Below are 20,738 nucleotides of genomic sequence, written 5' to 3'. Positions count from 1 at the left end.
CCCTACTCCGCCGCTCGCAGGTCCAGGCCGATGTCCAGGATCGGCGAGGAGTGGGTGAGGGCCCCGACGGCCAGGTAGTCGACGCCCGTCTGCGCGTATGCCCTGGCGTTGTCGAGGGTCAGGCGGCCCGATGCCTCCAGCGCTGCGCGGCCGTCGACGATCGCCACGGCCTCCTCGCACTCGCCGGGCGTGAAGTTGTCCAGGAGGATCAGGTCGGCGCCCGCGTCCACCACCTCGCGGAGCTGGTGCAGGGTGTCCACCTCGACCTCGATGGCCAGGTCCGGGAAGGACTCGCGGACCGCCTTGAAGGCCTGGGCGACACCGCCCGCCGCCACCACGTGGTTGTCCTTGACCAGGGCCGCGTCCGACAGGGACATGCGGTGGTTCACTCCGCCTCCGCAGCGCACCGCGTACTTCTCCAGCGCGCGCAGGCCCGGCGTCGTCTTGCGGGTGTCGCGGACCCTCGCCTTCGTGCCGTCCAGTACGTCCGCCCACGCGCGCGTGGCCGTCGCGATGCCCGACAGACGGCAGAGGATGTTCAGTGCGCTGCGTTCGGCGGTGAGGAGGTCCCGGGTGCGGGCGGTGATCGACAGGAGCTTTTGGCCTGCCGCCACCTTGTCGCCGTCCTCCACGTGGCGTTCCACCTCGAACTCGTCCTCGCAGACGATCGAGACGACCGCTTCGGCGACCCTGAGGCCCGCCACGACGCCCGCCTCGCGCGCGGCGAAGTCGGCCGTGGCGACCGCGTCCTCGGGGATGGTCGCGACCGTCGTCACGTCCACGCCGTGTGCCAGGTCCTCCTGGATCGCCACGTTGGCGATGTCCTCGACCTCGACCGGGTCGAGGCCCGCGTCGGCCAGGAGCTGGGCGAGCGCGGGGTCGAGGCCGCACTCCATGTACTCCTCGTCGGCACCGCAGGCGCAGTCGTCGCCGCAGCCGCCGTTCGAGGCGAGGGGAAGGTCGGGGGTGGTCACTGCTGTCACTGCTCCTGGGGCCGGGTCGGGGGGAAGTCTGCGGTGTCTGTGGTGTGCACGGCCAGTGTGCGGTCGGGGTTCAGGCGTACGACGATGTGGCGGCGCCATGCCGTGTCGACACGGTCGGCGTGGTCCTCGCGCCAGTGGCAGCCACGCGTCTCCTCGCGCAGACGGGCGGCCGCGACCAGGACCCGGGCCACGCACAGGAGGTTCGTGGCCTCCCAGGTGTCCACGCCGGGCTCGGCCGTCTTGCCGTTCTCGGCGAGGGCGTCGCGGGCCTCGGTGCGCAGCTGCTGGAGCTGCTCGGCGGCCTGGGCCAGGGAGTCGGCGGAGCGCAGGACGCCTGCGCCGTCGGTCATGATCCGCTGGATCGTGAAGCGGGCCTCGGGCGCGAGCAGGGGGTGCTCGGGGGTCTCGGGGTGCGGCACCGGCTGCGGCACGCGGGCGTGCAGGCCGTTGGCCGCGCGGGCCCCCGCTATGTCCTCCACGATGCGCTCGGCGTAGACCAGGCCTTCGAGGAGTGAGTTGGAGGCCAGGCGGTTGGCGCCGTGCACGCCCGTGCAGGCGACCTCGCCGCACGCGTACAGGCCGGGGACGGTCGTACGGCCGCGGGAGTCGGTGCGTACGCCGCCGGAGGCGTAGTGGGCGGCCGGGGCGATCGGGATGGGGTCGTGGACCGGGTCGATGCCGTGCGCGCGGCAGGCGGCGAGGATCGTGGGGAAGCGGTGTTCCCACATCTCGGCGCCGAAGTGCCGCGCGTCGAGGAACATGTGCTCGGCGTCCTGCTCCTGCATGCGCCGCATGATGCCCTTGGCGACGATGTCCCGGGGAGCGAGTTCGGCGAGTTCGTGCTGGCCGGTCATGAAGCGCACGCCGTCGGCGTCGACCAGGTGGGCGCCCTCGCCGCGTACCGCCTCGGAGACCAGGGGCTGCTGGCCCTCCGCCTCCGCGCCGAGGAACAGGACGGTGGGGTGGAACTGGACGAATTCGAGATCGCTGACCTCGGCGCCCGCGCGCAGGGCGAGGGCCACTCCGTCGCCCGTCGACACGGACGGGTTCGTCGTCGCCGAGAAGACCTGGCCCATGCCGCCGGTCGCGAGGACCACCGCGGGGGCATGGACCGCCCCCACGCCGTCGTGCTGACCCTCGCCCATGACGTGCAGGGTGACGCCCGCCGTGCGGCCGTCGGCGTCGGTGAGGAGGTCGAGGACCAGCGCGTTCTCGATCGTGCGCAGACCACGCGCGCGTACCGCCTCGACGAGGGCACGGGAGATCTCCGCGCCGGTGGCGTCGCCACCGGCGTGGGCGATACGGCGGCGGTGGTGGCCGCCCTCGCGGGTGAGTGCGAGTTCCCCTTCGGAGGACTCGTCGAAGTGGGCGCCCGTCTCGATCAGCCGGCGTACGGCGTCGGGGCCCTCGGTGACGAGGATGCGGACCGCTCCCTCGTCGCACAGGCCCGCGCCCGCGACCAGGGTGTCGTCCAGGTGCTGTTCGGGGGTGTCACCCTCGCCGAGGGCCGCGGCGATGCCGCCCTGGGCCCAGCGGGTGGAGCCGTCGTCGAGGCGGGCCTTGGTGACGACGACGGTCGTCAGGCCGGCGGCCTCGCAGCGCAGGGCCGCGGTGAGGCCCGCGACACCCGAGCCGACGACCACGACGTCCGCGGCGATGGACCATCCGGGCGCGGGCGCGTGCAGTCGTATGCCTGTGCTGGTCACGAGGCGGCTCCGAAGGTGAGGGGGATGTTGTCGATCAGCCGGGTCGCCCCGACCCGGGCGGCGACGGCGAGGACGGCCTCGCCGGTGAAGTCGTCCTCGATCTCGGTGAAGTCGGAGGGGTCGATCAGGGCGAGGTAGTCCAGTTCGAGGGGCGGGTCGAGGCGGGCGGCCTCGTCGAGGACCAGGCGGGAGGCGGCGCGAATGGCCGCGGCGGCGCCGGGGACGGCCTTGGCGACGGCGTGCGCGTCGGCCGCCGCGCGGGACTCGCCTATGGCGCTGAGCGCCTCGGCACGCGCGCGCGTGGCGGGCACTTCGCGGGCCCGCGCGCGCAGTGCTTCCTGGGCCGCGTGCCGGTCGCGGCCGGCGAACAACGCCTGGGACAGCGCGAGCGCCGTGCGCCGCTCCTTGGGCGAGAGGTAGCGGTTGCGGCTGGAGAGGGCGAGGCCGTCCTCCTCGCGCACGGTCGGGACGCCGACGATCTCCACGCCGAAGTTCAGGTCGCGTGCCATCCGGCGGATCAGGGCGAGCTGCTGGGCGTCCTTCTGGCCGTACAGGGCGACGTCGGGGCGGGTGAGGTGGAGCAGCTTGGCGACGACGGTGAGCACGCCGTCGAAGTGGCCGGGGCGCGAGGTGCCCTCGAGCCGCTCGCCCATGGGGCCGGCGCTGACGCGGACCTGGGGCTCGCCGCCCGGGTAGACCTCGTCGACGGCGGGGGCGAACACGGCGTCCGCGCCCGCCTCTTCGGCGATCTTGAGGTCGGCTTCCAGCGTGCGCGGGTAGCGATCGAGATCCTCGCCCCGGCCGAACTGCAAGGGGTTCACGAAGACCGTGACGACGACCTCGCCGTCGGGTCCGGCGATCCCGCGCGCGGTGCGGATCAGGGTGGCGTGGCCCTCGTGCAGGGCGCCCATGGTCATCACGACGGCGCGGCGGCCGGCACGCGTGCGTGCGTGCAGTTCGCCGGCGGTGCGCAGCAGGGTGGTCATCGGGCCTCTCCCTCGGCGCCGTCGGCCCTGTCGGTCCCGTCGGCGAGTACCCCGAGGAGGTCCTCGGCGAATTCCGGTTTGAGCAGTCCGTGGGCGAGCGCCCGGTCGGCGGTCGCGCGGGCCATGGCGACATAGCCGGCGACGGTCTGCGGGGCGTGCCGGCGCAGCTCGGTGATGTGCGCGGCGACGGTGCCCGCGTCCCCGCGCGCGACCGGGCCGGTCAGGGCCGCGTCGCCGGAGCGCAGGGCGTTGTCGAGGGCGGCCCCGAGCAGGGGGCCGAGCATCCGGTCGGGGGCCTCGACGCCCGCCTCGCGCAGCAGCTCCATGGACTGGGCGACGAGAGTCACCAGGTGGTTGGCGCCCAGTGCGAGCGCCGCGTGGTAGAGCGGGCGCATCTCCTCGGAGACCCACTCGGGCTCGCCGCCCATCTCGATGACGAGGGCCTCGGCGGCGAGGCGCAGTTCCTCGGGGGCGGTGACGCCGAATGAGCAGCCGGCCAGCCGCTGGACGTCCACCGGGGTGCCGGTGAAGGTCATCGCCGGGTGCAGGGCCAGCGGCAGCCCGCCCGCGCGCAGGGCGGGGTCCAGGACCTTCGCGCCGTACCGCCCGGAGGTGTGCACCAGCAGCTGGCCCGGCCGTACGGCCCCGGTCTCGGCGAGGCCCTCGACCAGGCCGGGCAGGCTGTCGTCCGGGACGGTCAGCAGGACGAGCTCGGCGCGCGCGAGGACTTCGGCGGGCGGCACGAGCGGTACGCCGGGAAGCATCCGCTCGGCACGTCGCCGGGAGGCGTCGGAGACCCCGGACACGGCCACCGGGCGGTGCCCGGCGAGCTGGAGGGACGCGGCCAGCGCGGGGCCCACGCGGCCGGCGCCGACGACACCGACGGTGAGCCGCGCGGGGCGGTCCCTGGGATCTGGCTGTTGGCTTGTAGTCACGCGAAGGCGGCCTTCCCGTTCCAGTCCGCTCTGGGTACCGGACGATTTCTCGTCATGTTAACGCGATTGGTTCGAGAGGCGTTCGGTTGTCCACAGGCTGTGGGTTACCACACGTCCCGGCGCGCGTGCCGGTGCGAGGGCCGGGGCAAGCGCCGGTGTACGGAAATGCGGGTGCCCGCGTGGGCGGGCGCACGGGATGATCCGGGGCATGAGCGATACGGCGGAGCAGGGCGGGAAGCGGGCAGGGGCGGCGCCGGACGAGGCATCACCCGGCCGGCGATCATCGGGCGACGCGTCAACGGGCCGGCCGTCACCGGACGAGGCACCGTCCGGCGAGCAATTGTCGGACGAGCAGGTGTCGGACGACGAGCGGCGCAAGCGGCGCCGTGAAAGGCGCATCGTCGCCTACCGCAGCGCGCGGCGCGTGCTCGCGCGCCCCGGCTTCCTGGGCACCCTCCGTGAGCGCCTGGCGCTGCTGGACGAGGCGCGTGCGCTGGACCTGCACGACCTCGACGAGTCGTCGGACCTCTACGGCGACGGCATCGTCGAGGCCCTGGAGGAAAAGACCGCCGCTCTGCTCGGCAAGGAGGCCGCCGCGTTCTTCCCGACGGGCACCATGGCCCAGCAGGTCGCCCTGCGCTGCTGGGCGGGCCGTACCGGGAACCCGACCGTCGCCCTGCATGCGCTCGCCCACCCCGAGGTGCATGAGAGGAACGCGTTCAGCGAGGTGGGCGGCCTGCGCCCGGTCCGCGTGACGAGCGAACCGCGGCTGCCCACCGCCGCCGAGGTACGTGACTTCGACGAGCCCTTCGGGGCGCTGATGCTCGAACTGCCCCTCAGGGACGCCGGTTTCGTGCTGCCGACGTGGGAGGAGCTCACGGAGGTGGTGGAGGCGGCGCGGGAGCGCGAGGCGGTGGTGCACTTCGACGGCGCGCGCCTGTGGGAGTCCACGGTCCACTTCGGCCGCCCGCTGGCGGAGATCGCGGACCTGGCGGACAGCGGGTACGTGTCGTTCTACAAGTCCCTCGACGGCTTCGGCGGCGCCGCCGTCGCCGGTCCGAAGACGCTGGTGGACGAGGCGAAGGCCTGGCGGCACCGGTACGGCGGCACGATCTTCCAGCAGTTCCCGACCGCGCTGTCGGCCCTCGCCGGTCTGCGCAGGGAGCTGCCCCGGCTGCCCGAGTACGTGGCCCACGCGCGCGTGGTGGCCGCCGCGCTGCGCGAGGGGTTCGCGGCGGCCGGGGTGCCGTGGACGCGGGTGCACCCCGAGCCGCCGCACACCAACGAGTTCCAGGTCTGGCTGCCGTACGACGCCGACGCCCTCGCGGAGGCGGCCATCCGCCAGGCGGAGGAGACGAAGACCGTCCTGTTCGCAGGCGGCTGGGAGGCCAAGGGGCCGGGTCTGGCCTTCACCGAGGTCTACGTACGGGCCGCCGCGCTGGAGTGGACGGCCGACGACGTGCGGGAGGCCGTAGCCGGGTTCGTGCGACGGCTGACCGACGTCAGTGGGTAGAGCGCGGCCGCAGATGCAGCCACCGCCCCAGAGCGTGCCGTAGCCGCCCATGGGCCGGGCGTCCGGCGACGACGGCCCGGAACTGCCGGTGGTCGCGGAACTCGCGCACGACCTGCCAGTCGTGGCTGCCCGGCGCCGGCGGGGCGGCCTCGCCGAGCTGGCTGGCACGGTAGGTGTCGAGGAGGTAGTGCTGCGTGATGCTCATGGCTGGTCGCCTTCTCGGGACGTAGGAGACATGACTGGGTGGTGTTCGGGCTCCGCGGCTGCCCCGGTCGTCCCAGGCTGCGCCGGGTACGGCACCCCCGTCGCGTCGATTGACGGCCGCCGTCAATCGACGGCCGCGTTGTCAGTGGCGGGGTGCACCATGAAGGACATGAGCGTCACCATCGACATCACGGGGCTGCGCCCGGAGAGGCTCGCCGTCGTGCCCTCGCCCCTGGCCGAGCTCGGCATGGCGCTGCACGCGCTGGCGGAGCCGGGGCACCATCCCGGGCTGCAGGGCTGGGTGACGGGCGTGACGGCCCGGTTGGACTCGCACCTGGCCGACCGGATGTGCGAGGCCGACTTCCTGTGGCGGTCGACGTTCTCCGACCTCTTCCTGCCCTTCGCCGGCATCCGGGGCCGCAGCACCCTGCCGGGCGCCACGCTGGCGGAGGAGCTGGACCAGTTGGACAAACTCACGGACGAGCAGTTCGTGGACGCGGCCCTGGAGTTCACCTGCGCCCTGCCGTACAGCACGCGCGGGCCCGACGCGCTCTCCGACGCCGAGGTGCGGCGGCGCGCGCTGGACCTCGCCGCCGCGCGCGGGCCGCAGCAGATGCGGTTCAGCGAGCGGCTGCTGTTCGATCCGCCGCGGATCCGGGCCTGGCTGCGCCAGTTCCTCCAGGACTGCGACGAGGCCTTCTTCGCCGAGACCTGGTCCCGGCTGCGCCATCAGCTCGCCACGGACGCCCGTCACAAGACGGACCTCCTGCGCCACAAGGGCCTCGCGGACGCGCTGGCCGCGGTGTCCCCGGCGGTGACCCTCGACGAGAGCGCCGCGCGGATCACGATCGACAAGCTGGGCGACGGCCACACGGCCGTGGGCGACGGCGGCCTCCTCCTCGTCCCGACGAGCCTGGGCTGGCCCCACCTGATGGTCCTGCACCGCTACGCCTGGCAGCCGGTCCTGCACTACCCGGTCGGTTCCCCCGAGCTGGCCGCCCCGCCCACGGTCGATCAGCTGGCCCTGCGGATGACCGCGCTCTCCCACCCCGTACGGATGCGCATCTGCCGCAACCTGGCCCGCAGCGCCTACACCACGGGCGAGCTGGCGCAGGTGCACGGCATCACGGCACCGGAGATATCCCGGCACCTGAGCGTCCTGAAGAAGGCGGGCCTGATCACCACCCGCCGCCGCGGGCGTTACGTCCTGCACCAGCTGGACGTGACGGTGGTGGCCCGGCTGGGCAGCGACTTCCTCGAAGGCATCCTCAGATAGCGCCCACAGCGCGCGGCCGTCAGTCGAACCGGATGTGCCTGAACCCGACCCCCGCCTGCCGCAGCCGCGTCCGCAGCGCGCCCTCGTTGTTGGGCCGCAGCCGCAGCCCGGCCAGGACGGCCACACGGTCCGCGGTCTTCGGCACCGTCGAGTGGTCCGTCCACAGATGCTCGGCGAACTCCGGCTCGCGCAACCGCTCCAGACAGCGGTCTAGCTGCTGGACGGCCCAGCTCTCCCGCCGCAGCCCGGAGTTCTTTCCGGCGACGTACTGAAGGAGGTGCCCGAAGCCGCGCTCGCGCAGCCGCTTCAGCACGGTCGCGCGTTCGGCGAGGAGGGTGAAGTGCCTTACGTCATGGCCGAGTTCACCCAACCGCCCGACCGTCTCGGCGAAGTAGCCGGGGTTCGTGACCGTCATGGGGACGATCACCGTCCCGTCGTGCTTGGTCAGGGCGAGGTCGAGGACCTCGACGACGCCCTGCCGCCAGGACGCCAGGTCCTGGAAGTCGCCGCGCAGTTGGGGCGGGAGCATGCGCCGCAGGCCGAACCCGGCATGCTCCGGGTCGCAGACGACGCTGCCGGGCAGACGGCGCTGGATCTCGTGTGCGGTCTGTGTCTTGCCGCCCCCGAAGGGGCCGTTGATCCACAGGAGCATGCGCAGACCCTAGTGCCTCCGCGTCACGCGCGCGTGAGGTCCCCGGGCTTCCGGGCTCAGCCGTGCCCGCCGGCCCGTACCAGACCCGTCTCGTACGCGAGGACGACCACCTGCACCCGGTCCCTGAGCCCCAGCTTGGTCAGGATGCGGCCGACGTGGGTCTTCACGGTCGCCTCGGACAGCACCAGCCGGGCGGCGATCTCACCGTTGGACAGGCCCTGGGCGACCAGCACCATGACCTCGCGCTCGCGGTCGGTGAGCCGCTCAAGCTCCTTGCGCTGGGGCTCCTTGCCGGTGGACGGCAGCATGGGCGCGAACCGGTCCAGCAGGCGCCGGGTCGTCGACGGGGCGACCACCGCGTCGCCGCTGTGCACCGAGCGGATGGCGGCGAGCAGCTCGCCGGGCGGCACGTCCTTGAGCATGAAGCCGGAGGCGCCCGCCTTCAGCCCGGAGAAGGCGTACTCGTCGAGGTCGAAGGTGGTGAGGATCAGCACCTTGGGCGGGTCCTCGTCCAAGCAGATACGGCGGGTGGTCTCCACGCCGTCCAGCTTCGGCATGCGCACATCCATCAGCACCACGTCGACGGCGGTCGAGCGCAGTACCTCGAGGGCCTCGACGCCGTCGCCCGCCTCCGCGACGACCTCCATGTCCGGCTGGGCGGCGAGCACCATCCGGAACCCGGTGCGCAGCAGCACCTGGTCGTCGACGAGCATCACGCGGATCGCCATCGGGGTCCTCTTCCGTGTCTTTCGTATCCGTCTACAGGGCCGTTACAGGTGTCAACAAGGAGCATGGTTCAGGGATCAGTGTGCTGGTTTGAGCGGCAGCAGCGCACTGATGCGGAATCCTCCGCCCGGGCGCGGCCCCGCGTCCAGGGTGCCGCCGACCATGCCGACGCGTTCGCGCATCCCGATCAGGCCGTGCCCCCGGCCGTCGGCGCCGCCGTCCTCGTACAGCTCGTGCGGGGCGCCCTTGCCGTCGTCCTCGACGAGCAGGCCGAGACCGTCGTCGAAGTAGACCAGTCGCACGCTGGCGCCCGCGTTGGGCCCGCCGTGCTTGCGCGTGTTGGTCAGGGCCTCCTGCACGATGCGGTACGCCGTCAGCTCGACGCCGCTGGGCAGCGGGCGCGGGGTGCCCTCGACCTTGAAGTCGACCGGCAGGCCGGAGGTGCGGCACTGCTGGATGAGCTCGTCGATCTGCTCGACGTCGGGCTGCGGGACGTACTCGCCGCTCTCCTGGTGCTCGCCGGTGCGCAGCACCCCGAGCAGGCGGCGCATCTCGGCGAGGGCCTGGCGGCCGGTGGAGGAGATCGTCTCCAGGGCCTTCTTGGCCTGGTCCGGTGCGGAGTCGAGGACGTAGGCGGCGCCGTCGGCCTGCACCACCATCACGGAGACGTTGTGCGCGACCACGTCATGCAGCTCGCGCGCGATCCGGGCGCGTTCGGCGGCGACCGCGACCTTGGACTGCGCCTCGCGCTCCTTCTCGAGCCGGGTCGCGCGCTCCTCCAGCTGCTCGTAGTAGGCGCGGCGGGTGCGGATCGAGTCGCCGAGCACCCAGGCGAGCGCGAAGGGCACCGTCAGGAAGATCACCAGGGCGATGTTGCCCAGGACGCTGGAGTCCTGCTCCGGCCAGCGCAGCTGTGCCAGCGGCGCCGCGCACAGGCCCACGCCGAGCGCGAGCCGGGAGGCCCAGCGGGCGCCGGTCGCGGCCACGGTGTAGGTGATCACCAGGAAGGCGAAGTTGGCGGGCGTGGTCGCCACGTTCAGCACCAGCTGTGCCACGCCCACGCCGACGGCCAGCAGCAGCATCTTCTCCGGCATGCGCCGGCGCAGCGCGATGACCAGGCACAGCAGCAGGACCACCACGATGATGAGCGCCTCTGAGTCCGTGCCCGGAGGGTTCTGTCCGCCCTCGTCCCGGACGGCCACGGTGACCGCAGAGATCCCGAGCAGGAAGACGGCCCAGAAGCTGTCGACCCATGTCGGGTGCCTGCGGATGAAGTCATAGAGGCGCTGCACGTAACCCAGCGTAGGGAAGGCAGATGTGTGCAGGGGTCAACCGGAGGGCCGATCCGCACCCCGCGCGCGTACTCCGCAAGGTGGAGGCTGCGTTCCTCTGTGCGCTTAGCCTGGGCCGGTGACAGCGGAGGCGACGGGTGAGTGGCACGGTTGGCGGGCGGCAGCGGAAGCCGCTCTTTACGGGCCGGAGGGCTTCTACCGCCGCCCCGAGGGACCGGCCGGCCACTTCCGTACGTCCGTCCACGCCTCGCCGCTCTTCGCCCGCGCGGTAGCCCGGCTGCTGTGCCGCGTCGACGAGGCCCTGGACCGGCCCGCGACGCTCGACTTCGTCGACATGGCGGCGGGCCGTGGCGAGCTGGTCACGGGCGTCCTGGCCGCCCTGCCCGCCGAGGTGGCGGCACGCACGCGTGCGTACGCCGTCGAGATCGCCGACCGCCCGCAGGCCCTCGGTCACCGGATCGAGTGGCTCCCCGAGCCGCCGCCCCGGAGCACCGGCCTGCTCTTCGCCAACGAGTGGCTGGACAACGTGCCCGTGGAGGTCGCCGAGGTGGACTCCGCGGGCGTACCGCGCCGGGTCCTCGTACGACGTGACGGGACCGAACGCCTCGGGGAGCCGGTCGCCGGGCCGGAGGCGGAGTGGCTCGACCGGTGGTGGCCGCTGGCGAGCGCCGCGGACGGCACGCGGGCCGAGATCGGCCTGCCGCGGGACGAGGCCTGGGCCGCGGCGGTCGGCACGGTGGACCGGGGACTCGCGGTAGCCGTGGACTACGCGCACACGGCCGCGAACCGGCCGCCCTTCGGCACCCTCACCGGCTTCCGCGAGGGCCGCGAGACGGCACCCGTCCCGGACGGTTCCTGCGACCTCACGGCACATGTGGCGCTGGACGCGTGCGCGCTGCCCGGGGCGCGCCTGCTGTCCCAGCGCGAGGCCCTGCGCGCCTTGAGCATCACGGGCGCACGCCCCTCGCTCGAACTGGCCTCGACCCGCCCGGCCGAGTACGTACGAGCCCTCGCGGCCGCGGGCGAGGCGGCCGAGCTGACCGCGACGGGCGGTCTTGGGGACTTCGGCTGGCTGGTGCAGCCGGTGGGAATTCCGAACGTACTGACCGGACCGGCGGACTGACCGGACCGGCGGCCGGGTCCGCCCTCCGTCGCTGCCCTGCCCGCCCCACCTGCTACTTGTCGATGTCCCCCACCACGAAGAAGAGCGACCCCAGGATGGCCACCATGTCCGCGACCAGCGTCCCCGGCAGCAGCTCGACCAGCGCCTGGATGTTGTTGTACGACGCCGAGCGCAGCTTCAGCCGGTACGGGGTCTTCTCGCCCTTGCTGACGAGGTAGTAGCCGTTGATGCCGAGCGGGTTCTCGGTCCACGCGTATGTGTGGCCCTCGGGGGCCTTCAGCACCTTGGGGAGCCGCTGGTTGATCGGCCCCGGCGGCAGCTCGGTGAGACGGTCGAGGCAGGCGTCGGCGAGGTCGAGGGCGTTGTGCGTCTGCTCCAGCAGGCACTCGAAGCGGGCGAGGCAGTCACCCTCCTCGCGGGTCACCACCTTCAGCACGTCCCCCAGCTCGCCATAGGCGAGATAGGGCTCGTCGCGACGCAGGTCGAAGTCCACGCCCGAGGCGCGCGCGATCGGCCCGCTCACGCCGTACGCGTGCACGGCCTCCGGCGTGAGGGCGCCCACGCCCCGCGTGCGCCCCCGGAAGATCTCGTTGCCGAGCACGAGGTCGTCGAAGCGGTCCATGCGCGAGCGCACATCGGCGACGGCGGTACGCGCGCGTGTGGTCCACCCGGCCGGCAGGTCCTCCTTCAGGCCGCCCACCCGGTTGAACATGTAGTGCATCCGCCCACCGGAGACCTCCTCCATCACATGCTGGAGTTCCTCGCGCTCGGTGAAGGCGTAGAAGATCGGCGTGATCCCGCCCAGCTCCAGCGGATACGACCCCAGGAACATCAGGTGGTTGAGCACCCGGTTGAGCTCCGCGAGCAGGGTCCGGGTCCACACGGCCCGCTCGGGCACCTCCATGCCGAGCATGCGCTCGACGGCGAGGACGACGCCCAGTTCGTTGGAGAAGGCCGACAGCCAGTCGTGGCGGTTGGCCAGCATGATGATCTGCCGGTAGTCACGGGCCTCGAAGAGCTTCTCCGCGCCACGGTGCATATAGCCGATCACGGGCTCCGCGCGCGTGATGCGCTCACCGTCCAGCACGAGCTTGAGGCGCAGCACGCCGTGCGTGGACGGGTGCTGGGGGCCGATGTTGAGCACCATGTCGGTGCTCTCCGCGGCGCCGCCGATGCCGACCATGGTCTCCGTCGTAGGAGTCATGGACACAGTCTCTCCTACGTACGCTGGGCCCATGGAGACGGGGAGCCCGGAGAACACGGGTACGGCGGGGGACGAGCGGGCGGCGGCCGAACCGGGGTGGACCGGGCTGCCGCCGGGTCTGCTCCGCATGCGCCGGCTGTTGCTGGTGGTGTGGCTGGGGCTGCTGACGATCGGCCTGGCCCTGCTGCTCGGGATGCTCGCCGGCCCGGTCTGGGCCGGCTTCGCAGTGCTGCCCCTGGCAGTGATGGCGTGGGGCTGGGTGATGCTCGGCCGCAACTGGCGTTCGTGGCGCTACGCCGAGCGCGCCGACGACCTGCTGATCAGCCGGGGCGTGCTGTGGCGCGAGGAGACCGTGGTGCCGTACGGCCGTATGCAGCTGGTCGAGGTGACCTCGGGCCCCGTGGAGCGCCACTTCGGCCTGGCCAGCGTGCAACTGCACACGGCGGCCGCCGCGACCGATGCCACGATCCCCGGCCTGGACCCGGCGGAGGCGGAACGGCTGCGCGACCGGCTCACCGAGCTCGGCGAGGCCCGATCGGCGGGCCTGTGACGACGCCCGGCGTCGACGACGCCGTCCGGGAACAGCGCTCCGTGACCGAACGCCGACTGCACCCCGTCACCCCGCTCAGGCGCGCGTGGGCACCGGTCGCCGTACTGATCGGCTGGGCGGTGCACGACCCGGACCAGGCGCAACGCCAGCTCACCAAGCTGACCACGACCACCCTTCTGCTCGCCCTCGCCGTACTGCTCCCCGCAGCGGCCCTCTATGGCTTCCTCACCTGGTGGTTCACGCACTTCGCGGTGACCGACACGGAGCTGCGCATCCGTACCGGGCTGATGTTCCGGCGCACCGCGCACATCCGGCTGGAACGCATCCAGGCCATCGACGTCACCCAGCCGCTGCTCGCGCGCGTGGCGGGCGTCGCGAAGCTCAAACTGGACGTCATAGGCACGGGCAAGAAGGACGAACTGGCCTTCCTCGGCGCCGATGAAGCACGCACCCTCCGCGCGGAACTCCTCGCCCGTGCCGCCGGTTTCGCCCCCGAGACGGCACACGAGATAGGCGAGGCGCCCTCCCAACAGCTTCTGCGCGTACCCCCCGCCGTGCTGGCCACCTCCCTCGTCCTGACAGGCACGACCTGGGGAACGCTGGCCTGCGCGGTGGTCGTACCGACGATCCTCTGGCTGACCACCGGGAGCGCGTGGACGGTCCTGGCGACCGCGATCCCCCTCTTCGGCGCGGCGGGCGCGAGCAGCGTGGGGCGTTTCGTCACCGAATACGACTGGACGGTGGGCGAGTCCCAGGACGGCCTGCGCATCGACCACGGCCTGCTCGACCGCGCCCACGAGACGGTGCCGCCCGGCCGTGTCCAGACCGTGCGGATCGTCGAGCCGCTCCTGTGGCGTCGACGCGGCTGGGTACGGGTGGAACTGGACGTGGCGGGCTCCTCCAACTCCGTCCTGCTCCCGGTCGCCCCGCGCGAGGTGGCCGAATCGGTCATAGCCCGGGTGCTGCCCGGGGTGACCGTCCCGAGTGGCGCGTCCCTGTCCCGTCCACCGCACCGTGCGGCGCGCTGTGTGCCCCTGTGGTGGCGCGGATACGGCCTCGCCGTCACGGACGCGGTCTTCGCCGCCCGGACCGGCCTCCTGCGCAGAAGCCTCGCCCTGGTCCCGCACGCGAAGGTGCAGAGCGTACGACTGGCTCAGGGCCCCTGGAAGCGCCTCTGGGCCGTCGCCGACGTCCACGTGGACACGGGAGCCAACAAGACCGTCACAGCCCGTCTGAGGGGCGTGGAGGAGGCGGCGGAACTGCTGCGCGGGCAGGCGGAGAGGTCCCGCACGGGACGCCGGGACGCCCGCCCGGACCGCTGGATGGCGTGAGCGCAGGGGTCAGGAAACGGCGCTGCGCAGCCCCTGCACATCGATCTGTTCCGTCTCGTCATGAGCCGTCAGATCGATGACCTGGCCGATGCCCCGCGACCCCTCGTCCACCGGCTTGAACTCGGCCTCGGACTCGGCCTTGTGCAGGGCGAGGGCCTCCTGGCCGACGACATCGGCGAGGTCCTCGTTCTGGACGGACTCCAGGGTGAAGGACTCCGTCTCCGTCTTCGTACCGAAGAAGTCGAACCCACCCTCGATCGCCGGACGCCGTACGGGCGCGGCCGGTGCGACGGCCACGGCGGTCGGCGCGATGAAGTGCCCCGAGGGCTGCTTGGCGGGAGGCAGCGCCGGTCGCGTCGTGGCGACCGCGTCTGCCGGGGTGACGGCGGCCGCGTGCTCATGCCCGTCGGCCGCCTCGGACTTCCCCTGCGGGTCGTCCTCCAGCGCGGTCTCCGTCTCGGACCCGCCGGTCGCCTCCGCCTCGACGGCACCGGAATCGTCCTGCACCGACTCACCGTCAGAGGGACCGCCCCCGTTCGGAGGCTCGTTGTTCGGGGGCTCGTCCTTCGGGGCCTCGCCCTTCAGCCCCTTCGCAGCGTCGTCGTTCTTCGGGGACTCGTTCTTGCGGGACTCGTCCTCCGCCGGTTCACCGTCCTCGTCGAACCGCGCCAACGCCGCCTTGGCCCGCAGAAACAGCCGGGACCCCTCCGGCGAGAAGACCCCAGAAGGGTCCGAGTCCTCTTCGGCGACGTCAGCGACCTCTTCGGCGGCTTCAGCGGCCTCTTCGGCCTCCGCAGACTCCGCGGCCTCCTCAGCCGGGGCAGCCACAGCCCCCGCCCCCTCGGCCTCGGCGCCGTCAACCGGCGCCGGCGGCAGCGCGCGCGCGGGCGCGGTCGCCTCTATCTCCAGGACCCGGCGCTCCTCCAGGACGGTCGCCCGCTCGGTCTCCGCCGTGGCGTACCGGCGCAGCAGCGCCGCATGCTCATTGCGCAGCCCGGCCAGCTCCGTCCGCTTGCCCCGCAGCCGCTGCTCCAGCTTCATGCGCAGCTCGCGGGACTCCTCGAGGTCGGTCTCCAGCTCGGCGACCCGCTCCTCGTGCCGCCACTCGTCGCTCGCCCGCGCGCGCGTGAGGTCGGCGACCTGCTTGCCCGCCTGTGAGTCCCAGCGGCGCATGACGACCCCACCGACGACCGCCGTCGTCGCGGCGGCCGCGGCAAGGCCGCGCAACGCCATTGGCTCGGTGAACACCCAGGGGGCGAGCGCACAGACGACGGATACGCCTGCGATCGCCGACGGGGGCAGCAGCCTGTGCAAGGGCGGTGAATGGCGGTGACGTCCACGTGGCATGGCCAGAAACTTACCGCGCGTAGGCGAATCTTGGAGCCCCGCCCCGTAAAAACACAGCCATCCCGAGTCGTTCACACGACATCAGGAATCAGTTCCGCCACCGATCCACCGCCGAATTGACCACGAACCAAGATCACAAAGCCCGTTCGGGCATGTCACCCGCCGCCCAACCGCCCGCTCATCCACTCCAGCGTCCCCGGAATCTCCCGCCGCCAGGTGTTGAAGTTGTGCCCTCCCCTTTCGAGGACGATCGATGAGATCCGGGTCGTCCCGGTCGCCTTCACGCGCGCAATGAACTTCAACGTGTCCTTGTAGTTGGATTCTCCAACTTTGCTGCTGCTGACAAGCAGTGAAGTGTCCGGAGCGGGCATGTGCTTGAGGTACCACCACAGGTTCGCGCGATTGCGCAGTTCCTCGTCGCCCTGGAACAGATCGCCCGTCGTGGCGTCGATCGGCGCCTTGTAGTACGCCGAGAGCCCCGCCCCGGCGGCGTACACCGCGGGGTGGTGCATGGCGAGCTTCAACGCGCAGTAGCCGCCCGTCGAGTCACCGATGACGCCCCAGCCACCCGTCCCGCCGGCCACCCGGTAGCGGCCGCTCACGGCGGCGGGCAGGTCCGACGCGAAGAACGTCTCGGTCTGCGGGCCCCCGGGAATGTCCACGCACTCCGTGTCCCGCGGCGGCGCAACGGTCGGCCGCATCATGACCAGGATCATCGGCTCCATACGGCCCGCGGCGACGAGCCCGGCCGCCGTGCGCGGATAGTCGAGCTTGTCCACCAGCGCCTCGGCGGTACCCGGATAGCCGGTGAGGACGACGGCCGCGGGGAACGTACGCGCGCGATATTCCGGCTGAAAGTATTCGGGCGGCAGATAGACGTACGCGGGCGTGGCGATGTGTGTCGTACGGCCCACCACGCGGATCTTCTGGATCTGTCCGCCGCTCTGCGCCCGGCCGCTCGCCGCCCCCGGCACCCGCCGGGTGTCGACGACCTTCAGCGGCCCCTCGCCCGGCGTGTGGTCCACGACGACACCCTGCTCGTCCTCCTGCCCGAACAGGTCGGCCCAGCCGGCGTAGAACCCGAAGGCCTGGTTGGCGACCAGACCGACCGCCGCGAAGAGCGCCAACTGCGTGGCGACCAGCAGCCCTACGCGCCCGGCGACCGCCCGCAGGCCCCGCCGCGCCAGCCGTGGCCACAGCCACACCGTGCCGACGAACAGCCCGAACGCGGCCAGCACCGCCAGCGCCAGCACCTTGTCGCTCGTGAGACCCATCGATGGTTACCTGCCCGCACTTTCCGCCCGGGACCGCGCGGGCCTGCAGCCCGCGCCGTCTCCCCCGCTCCTTCGCAAGGGCTTGCCCCGGACTTTCCTTGGCCTTTGAAACGGTTTTGGGAAGCCGAGTGAACCTCTCCCCTCAAGACACCGTCCTAGAGGGCGCAATGTCGCCGGATGCCCGAATCGGCACCGGATCCAAGGTCTCTCGCAGAACTAGTGGGATGCGATGTCTGTCAGGACAGATGTGGAAATGTCGGGCAAGGTTCCTCAACGATCGAGCCAGGTAGGCCATCTGTCGAGCCGTGCACGGCACCTGATGCGCGGCCCGCGCCCCGAGGCCGTCCCCGTCCTCGTCGGCAGGGCCTGTGCCCTGGTCGGCCTGCTGGACATAGCCGCGGGTGTCTTCCCGCGCTTCCGGCACAGCCGTATGCACGCCATCGCCGAGGTACTGCCGGGCGCCACCGGCCCGTTCGCGGCCGCGCTCTCGCTGAGCGCCGGCGTGCTGTTGCTGCTGCTCGCCCACGGCCTCAAGCGCGGCAAGCGCAGGGCGTGGCGCGCGGCCGTCGTCCTGCTGCCGGCCGGAGCGGTGGCGCAGTTCACGTACCGCCACTCCATCATCGGCGTCCTGATCTCGCTCGCGCTGCTCGCACCCCTGCTGCGCCACCGCGACCAGTTCGAGGCCCTGCCCGACCCGCGCAGCCGCTGGCGGGCGCTGGCCAACTTCGTTCTCATGGGCGCCGGTTCGCTCGCCCTCGGGCTGATCATCGTCAGCGCCCACCCGAACACCCTGGTCGGCGACCCGAGCCTGGCCGACCGCATCACCCACGTCCTGTACGGCCTGTTCGGCTTCGAGGGCCCGGTCGACTACCAGGGCAACACCTCCTGGACGGTCGCCTTCTCGCTCGGCGCCCTCGGCTGGATCACCGCGGTCACGACGATCTACTTCGCCTTCCGCCCCGAACACCCCGCCGCACACCTCACCGAGGACGACGAGGAACGACTGCGCGCCCTGCTGGTCAAGCACGGCGGCCGCGACTCCCTCGGCCACTTCGCGCTGCGCCGCGACAAGGCCGTCGTCTTCTCCCCCAGCGGCAAGGCGGCCGTGACGTACCGCGTCGTCTCCGGCGTGATGCTCGCCAGCGGCGACCCCATCGGCGACGTCGAGGCCTGGCCCGGCGCCATCGAGCGCTTCATGGACGAGGCCAAGGCCCACTCCTGGACCCCCGCCGTCATGGGCTGCTCCGAGACCGGCGCCGAGGTCTGGACCCGCGAGACCGGGCTCGACGCCCTCGAACTGGGCGACGAGGCGGTGGTGGACGTCCCGGATTTCTCGCTCGCCGGCCGCGCGATGCGCAACGTGCGTCAGATGGTCAAGCGCATCGAGCGCGCCGGTTACGAGACCCGGGTACGTCGCATCCGTGACCTCGGCGAGACCGAGCTGGAGCGCATCCGGCAGGCCGCGGACGACTGGCGCGGCACCGACACCGAGCGCGGCTTCTCCATGGCGCTCGGCCGCGTCGGCGATCCGGCCGACGGCGACTGCCTCATCGCCACCGCCCACAAGGCCGACGACGAGCCGGGCCCGTACGGCGACCTCAAGGCGATCCTCCACTTCGTGCCGTGGGGCACCGACGGAGTCTCGCTCGACCTGATGCGCCGCGACCGCTCGGCGGACCCCGGCATGAACGAGCTGCTGATCGTGGCCGCCCTCCAGGCCGCCCCGAAGTTCGACATCGCGCGCGTGTCGCTCAACTTCGCCATGTTCCGCTCGGCGCTGGCACGCGGCGAGAAGATCGGCGCGGGCCCGGTGCTGCGCGCCTGGCGGGGTCTGCTGGTCTTCCTGTCCCGCTGGTTCCAGATCGAGTCCCTGTACAAGTTCAACGCCAAGTTCCAGCCGCGCTGGGAGCCCCGCTTCGTGGTCTACCGCGCCTCGGCCGACCTGCCCCGCCTCGGCATCGCCGCCATGCAGGCGGAGGGCTTCGTGAACCTGGCCCTGCCCCTGCCGCGCTTCCTGCGCCGCCGTACGGCCGCTCCGCGCCCGTGCGCGCACCGGGTGGCCGAGCGCGACGTACAGGCGGCATGACGGCTGCCACCCGAGACCGGCCCGAGCGGCAGCCCACCCACCCCCCTGGGCTGCCGCTCGGGCCACGGCACCTCACGGCCCCTGCTGGGCCTACGCTGAACGTATGAGCAAGCAGAGCGGACGCGGGCGCGTCGCGGGCCTTCCGCAGTGGGACCGGTGCGCGGTCATGGGAGTCGTGAACGTGACCCCCGACTCCTTCTCCGACGGCGGCCGCTGGTTCGACACCACGTCCGCCGTCAAGCACGGCCTCGCCCTGGTCGAGGAGGGCGCCGACCTCGTCGACGTCGGCGGCGAGTCCACCCGCCCCGGCGCCACCCGGGTCGACGAGGACGAGGAACTGCGCCGAGTGATCCCCGTCGTCCGCGGCCTCGCCGCCGAGGGCGTCTCGGTCTCCGTCGACACCATGCGCGCCTCCGTCGCCGAGCAGGCCCTCGCCGCCGGCGCCGCCCTCGTCAACGACGTCAGCGGCGGCCTCGCCGACCCCGCCATGATCCCGGTCGTCGCCGACGCGGGCGCCCCCTTCGTCGTCATGCACTGGCGCGGCTTCCTCGAAGGCGGGAACGTCAAGGGCACCTACGACGACGTCGTCGCCGAGGTCGTCGAAGAACTGCACGCGCGCGTGGAGGCCGTTCTGGAGGGCGGCATCGCCCCGGACCGCGTCGTCGTCGACCCCGGTCTCGGATTCTCCAAGGACGCCGAGCACGACCTCGTCCTGCTCGCCCACCTCGACCGCCTGCTCCGCCTCGGCCACCCCCTTCTCGTCGCCGCCTCCCGCAAGCGGTTCCTCGGCCGTGTCCTCGCCGGCCCCGAGGCCGCGCCGCCGCCCGCCCGGGAACGCGACGCCGCCACGGCCGCCGTCTCGGCGCTCGCGGCACAGGCCGGCGCGTGGGCGGTGCGTGTGCACGAGGTGCGCGCCACCGCGGACGCCGTGCGCGTCGCACGCGCCATCGAAGAGGCACGCGGCTCCGAAGGAGCCCGGTGAGCGCCCCCCACACCGACGTCGAACAAGTGGAGGCAGCCAACACCGCCTTCTATGAAGCGGTGGAGCGCGGCGACTTCGAAACGGTGTCCTCGCTCTGGCTCACCCCGTCCGACCTCGGCGTCGACGAGACCTACCACGACCCGGCCGACTCCGGCGTGATCTCCTGCGTACACCCCGGCTGGCCGGTACTCACCGGCCGCGGAGAGGTCCTCAGGTCGTACGCGCTGATCATGGCGAACACCGACTACATCCAGTTCTTCCTCACCGACGTGCACGTCTCCGTCACCGGCGACACCGCCCTGGTGACCTGCACCGAGAACATCCTCAGCGGCGGCCCGGCACCCGACGCCGGCGAGGAGCTCGGCCCGCTCGTGGGCCAGCTCGTGGTCGCCACGAACGTGTTCCGGCGCACACCCGAGGGCTGGAAGATGTGGTCCCACCACGCCTCACCCGTTCTGGCCGAAAACGACGAGGACGACAGCGACGAGACCCCCTCCTGAGTGGGTAGGCGCTCCCTAGGGACCCACCATCGGGACCAACAAGTGGTTGGAATCACGTGTGTGCGGGT

General features: G+C 72.3%; 19 protein-coding genes. 8 read left to right on the top strand and 11 right to left on the bottom strand.

What is annotated here, in order from left to right; genetic code table 11:
- Positions 1 to 2: 2 nt before the first annotated feature.
- From nadC to ACFQ6S_RS12440, 4 genes are read right to left on the bottom strand one after another with little or no spacing between them, the layout of a single operon-like run.
- A complete protein-coding gene (gene nadC, locus ACFQ6S_RS12455; protein ID WP_383409213.1) occupies positions 3 to 974 on the bottom strand; it encodes a carboxylating nicotinate-nucleotide diphosphorylase in 972 nt (323 codons plus the stop codon).
- A 5-nt stretch (positions 975 to 979) separates the two neighbouring features.
- On the bottom strand, positions 980 to 2,689 hold the full coding sequence (locus ACFQ6S_RS12450; RefSeq protein WP_383407033.1) for an L-aspartate oxidase: 1,710 nt from the start codon (positions 2,687 to 2,689) through the stop codon (positions 980 to 982).
- Complete coding sequence (gene panC / locus ACFQ6S_RS12445) at positions 2,686 to 3,675, bottom strand: pantoate--beta-alanine ligase (RefSeq protein ID WP_383407030.1); 990 nt, start codon at positions 3,673 to 3,675, stop codon at positions 2,686 to 2,688. The genes ACFQ6S_RS12450 and panC overlap by 4 nt, the downstream gene beginning before the upstream one ends.
- Positions 3,672 to 4,610: a Rossmann-like and DUF2520 domain-containing protein gene (locus ACFQ6S_RS12440; protein ID WP_383407028.1), complete on the bottom strand. Its 939-nt coding sequence runs from the start codon at positions 4,608 to 4,610 to the stop codon at positions 3,672 to 3,674. Before ACFQ6S_RS12440 ends, panC begins: the two co-directional genes overlap by 4 nt.
- Positions 4,611 to 4,818: 208 nt before the next feature.
- On the opposite strand from ACFQ6S_RS12440, the gene ACFQ6S_RS12435 reads away from it, so the two are divergent.
- Positions 4,819 to 6,123 (top strand): threonine aldolase family protein, encoded by a 1,305-nt coding sequence (locus tag ACFQ6S_RS12435; RefSeq protein WP_383407026.1) that lies wholly within the window; start codon positions 4,819 to 4,821, stop codon positions 6,121 to 6,123.
- Here ACFQ6S_RS12435 and ACFQ6S_RS12430 read toward each other — a convergent pair.
- A complete protein-coding gene (locus ACFQ6S_RS12430) occupies positions 6,113 to 6,328 on the bottom strand; it encodes a hypothetical protein (RefSeq protein WP_383407023.1) in 216 nt (71 codons plus the stop codon). The genes ACFQ6S_RS12435 and ACFQ6S_RS12430 overlap by 11 nt on opposite strands.
- A 168-nt stretch (positions 6,329 to 6,496) precedes the next feature.
- Here ACFQ6S_RS12430 and ACFQ6S_RS12425 point away from each other — a divergent pair, with 168 nt between their 5' ends.
- Complete coding sequence (locus ACFQ6S_RS12425) at positions 6,497 to 7,603, top strand: DUF5937 family protein (protein ID WP_383407020.1); 1,107 nt, start codon at positions 6,497 to 6,499, stop codon at positions 7,601 to 7,603.
- A gap of 19 nt (positions 7,604 to 7,622) precedes the next feature.
- Here the strand turns inward: ACFQ6S_RS12425 and ACFQ6S_RS12420 are convergent, their stop codons facing one another.
- The 3 genes from ACFQ6S_RS12420 to ACFQ6S_RS12410 all read right to left on the bottom strand — a co-directional run bounded on the left by ACFQ6S_RS12420 (position 7,623) and on the right by ACFQ6S_RS12410 (position 10,273).
- Positions 7,623 to 8,255: an AAA family ATPase gene (locus tag ACFQ6S_RS12420; protein ID WP_383407017.1), complete on the bottom strand. Its 633-nt coding sequence runs from the start codon at positions 8,253 to 8,255 to the stop codon at positions 7,623 to 7,625.
- A gap of 56 nt (positions 8,256 to 8,311) precedes the next feature.
- On the bottom strand, positions 8,312 to 8,983 hold the full coding sequence (locus ACFQ6S_RS12415; RefSeq protein ID WP_383407014.1) for a response regulator: 672 nt from the start codon (positions 8,981 to 8,983) through the stop codon (positions 8,312 to 8,314).
- A 75-nt stretch (positions 8,984 to 9,058) separates the two neighbouring features.
- Entirely contained in the window at positions 9,059 to 10,273 is a 1,215-nt protein-coding gene (locus tag ACFQ6S_RS12410; RefSeq protein ID WP_383407011.1) for a sensor histidine kinase, read from the bottom strand.
- Between the two features lie 118 nt (positions 10,274 to 10,391).
- On the opposite strand from ACFQ6S_RS12410, the gene ACFQ6S_RS12405 reads away from it, so the two are divergent.
- Positions 10,392 to 11,396, top strand: coding sequence for an SAM-dependent methyltransferase (locus ACFQ6S_RS12405; RefSeq protein ID WP_383407008.1), 1,005 nt, complete (start codon positions 10,392 to 10,394; stop codon positions 11,394 to 11,396).
- Between the two features lie 52 nt (positions 11,397 to 11,448).
- Here the strand turns inward: ACFQ6S_RS12405 and ACFQ6S_RS12400 are convergent, their stop codons facing one another.
- A complete protein-coding gene (locus tag ACFQ6S_RS12400; RefSeq protein ID WP_383407005.1) occupies positions 11,449 to 12,600 on the bottom strand; it encodes an NADH-quinone oxidoreductase subunit D in 1,152 nt (383 codons plus the stop codon).
- Positions 12,601 to 12,631: 31 nt separating this feature from the next.
- Between ACFQ6S_RS12400 and ACFQ6S_RS12395 the strand changes: the two genes are divergently transcribed.
- The gene (locus tag ACFQ6S_RS12395; RefSeq protein ID WP_383407002.1) at positions 12,632 to 13,150 is read left to right on the top strand and encodes a PH domain-containing protein; all 519 of its coding nucleotides are present in this window, start codon (positions 12,632 to 12,634) and stop codon (positions 13,148 to 13,150) included.
- Entirely contained in the window at positions 13,147 to 14,481 is a 1,335-nt protein-coding gene (locus tag ACFQ6S_RS12390; protein WP_383406999.1) for a PH domain-containing protein, read from the top strand. The genes ACFQ6S_RS12395 and ACFQ6S_RS12390 overlap by 4 nt, the downstream gene beginning before the upstream one ends.
- Before the next feature lie 9 nt (positions 14,482 to 14,490).
- Here ACFQ6S_RS12390 and ACFQ6S_RS12385 read toward each other — a convergent pair whose 3' ends face one another.
- Both ACFQ6S_RS12385 and ACFQ6S_RS12380 read right to left on the bottom strand, forming a co-directional pair.
- Entirely contained in the window at positions 14,491 to 15,828 is a 1,338-nt protein-coding gene (locus ACFQ6S_RS12385) for a hypothetical protein (protein ID WP_383406996.1), read from the bottom strand.
- 155 nt (positions 15,829 to 15,983) lie between these two features.
- On the bottom strand, positions 15,984 to 17,102 hold the full coding sequence (locus tag ACFQ6S_RS12380) for an alpha/beta hydrolase (RefSeq protein ID WP_383406994.1): 1,119 nt from the start codon (positions 17,100 to 17,102) through the stop codon (positions 15,984 to 15,986).
- 253 nt (positions 17,103 to 17,355) lie between these two features.
- On the opposite strand from ACFQ6S_RS12380, the gene ACFQ6S_RS12375 reads away from it, so the two are divergent.
- The 3 genes from ACFQ6S_RS12375 (at position 17,356) to ACFQ6S_RS12365 (ending at position 20,670) form a co-directional block, all read left to right on the top strand.
- On the top strand, positions 17,356 to 19,188 hold the full coding sequence (locus tag ACFQ6S_RS12375) for a phosphatidylglycerol lysyltransferase domain-containing protein (protein ID WP_383406991.1): 1,833 nt from the start codon (positions 17,356 to 17,358) through the stop codon (positions 19,186 to 19,188).
- 103 nt (positions 19,189 to 19,291) lie between these two features.
- Complete coding sequence (gene folP / locus ACFQ6S_RS12370) at positions 19,292 to 20,170, top strand: dihydropteroate synthase (protein ID WP_383406988.1); 879 nt, start codon at positions 19,292 to 19,294, stop codon at positions 20,168 to 20,170.
- Positions 20,167 to 20,670 (top strand): nuclear transport factor 2 family protein, encoded by a 504-nt coding sequence (locus ACFQ6S_RS12365; protein ID WP_383406985.1) that lies wholly within the window; start codon positions 20,167 to 20,169, stop codon positions 20,668 to 20,670. The genes folP and ACFQ6S_RS12365 overlap by 4 nt, the downstream gene beginning before the upstream one ends.
- Positions 20,671 to 20,738 lie beyond the last annotated feature (68 nt).

It is taken from the genome of Streptomyces sp. NPDC056479, from assembly GCF_042795335.1.
In the GTDB taxonomy this organism is placed as follows: Bacteria; Actinomycetota; Actinomycetes; order Streptomycetales; family Streptomycetaceae; genus Streptomyces.
The sequence above is the reverse complement of the archived record's forward strand: the minus strand, read 5'-3'. Positions and strand labels throughout refer to the sequence as shown.

Bases quoted from the DNA above. Each gene is read 5' to 3' on its own strand.
- panC (WP_383407030.1), bottom strand. From the start codon at position 3,675: ATGACCACCCTGCTGCGCACCGCCGGCGAACTGCACGCACGCACGCGT.
- ACFQ6S_RS12435 (WP_383407026.1), top strand. From the start codon at position 4,819: ATGAGCGATACGGCGGAGCAGGGCGGGAAGCGGGCAGGGGCGGCGCCG.
- ACFQ6S_RS12430 (WP_383407023.1), bottom strand. From the start codon at position 6,328: ATGAGCATCACGCAGCACTACCTCCTCGACACCTACCGTGCCAGCCAG.
- ACFQ6S_RS12425 (WP_383407020.1), top strand. From the start codon at position 6,497: ATGAGCGTCACCATCGACATCACGGGGCTGCGCCCGGAGAGGCTCGCC.
- ACFQ6S_RS12420 (WP_383407017.1), bottom strand. From the start codon at position 8,255: ATGCTCCTGTGGATCAACGGCCCCTTCGGGGGCGGCAAGACACAGACC.
- ACFQ6S_RS12415 (WP_383407014.1), bottom strand. From the start codon at position 8,983: ATGGCGATCCGCGTGATGCTCGTCGACGACCAGGTGCTGCTGCGCACC.
- ACFQ6S_RS12400 (WP_383407005.1), bottom strand. From the start codon at position 12,600: ATGACTCCTACGACGGAGACCATGGTCGGCATCGGCGGCGCCGCGGAG.
- ACFQ6S_RS12395 (WP_383407002.1), top strand. From the start codon at position 12,632: ATGGAGACGGGGAGCCCGGAGAACACGGGTACGGCGGGGGACGAGCGG.
- ACFQ6S_RS12385 (WP_383406996.1), bottom strand. From the start codon at position 15,828: ATGCCACGTGGACGTCACCGCCATTCACCGCCCTTGCACAGGCTGCTG.
- ACFQ6S_RS12380 (WP_383406994.1), bottom strand. From the start codon at position 17,102: ATGGGTCTCACGAGCGACAAGGTGCTGGCGCTGGCGGTGCTGGCCGCG.
- ACFQ6S_RS12375 (WP_383406991.1), top strand. From the start codon at position 17,356: ATGTCGGGCAAGGTTCCTCAACGATCGAGCCAGGTAGGCCATCTGTCG.
- folP (WP_383406988.1), top strand. From the start codon at position 19,292: ATGAGCAAGCAGAGCGGACGCGGGCGCGTCGCGGGCCTTCCGCAGTGG.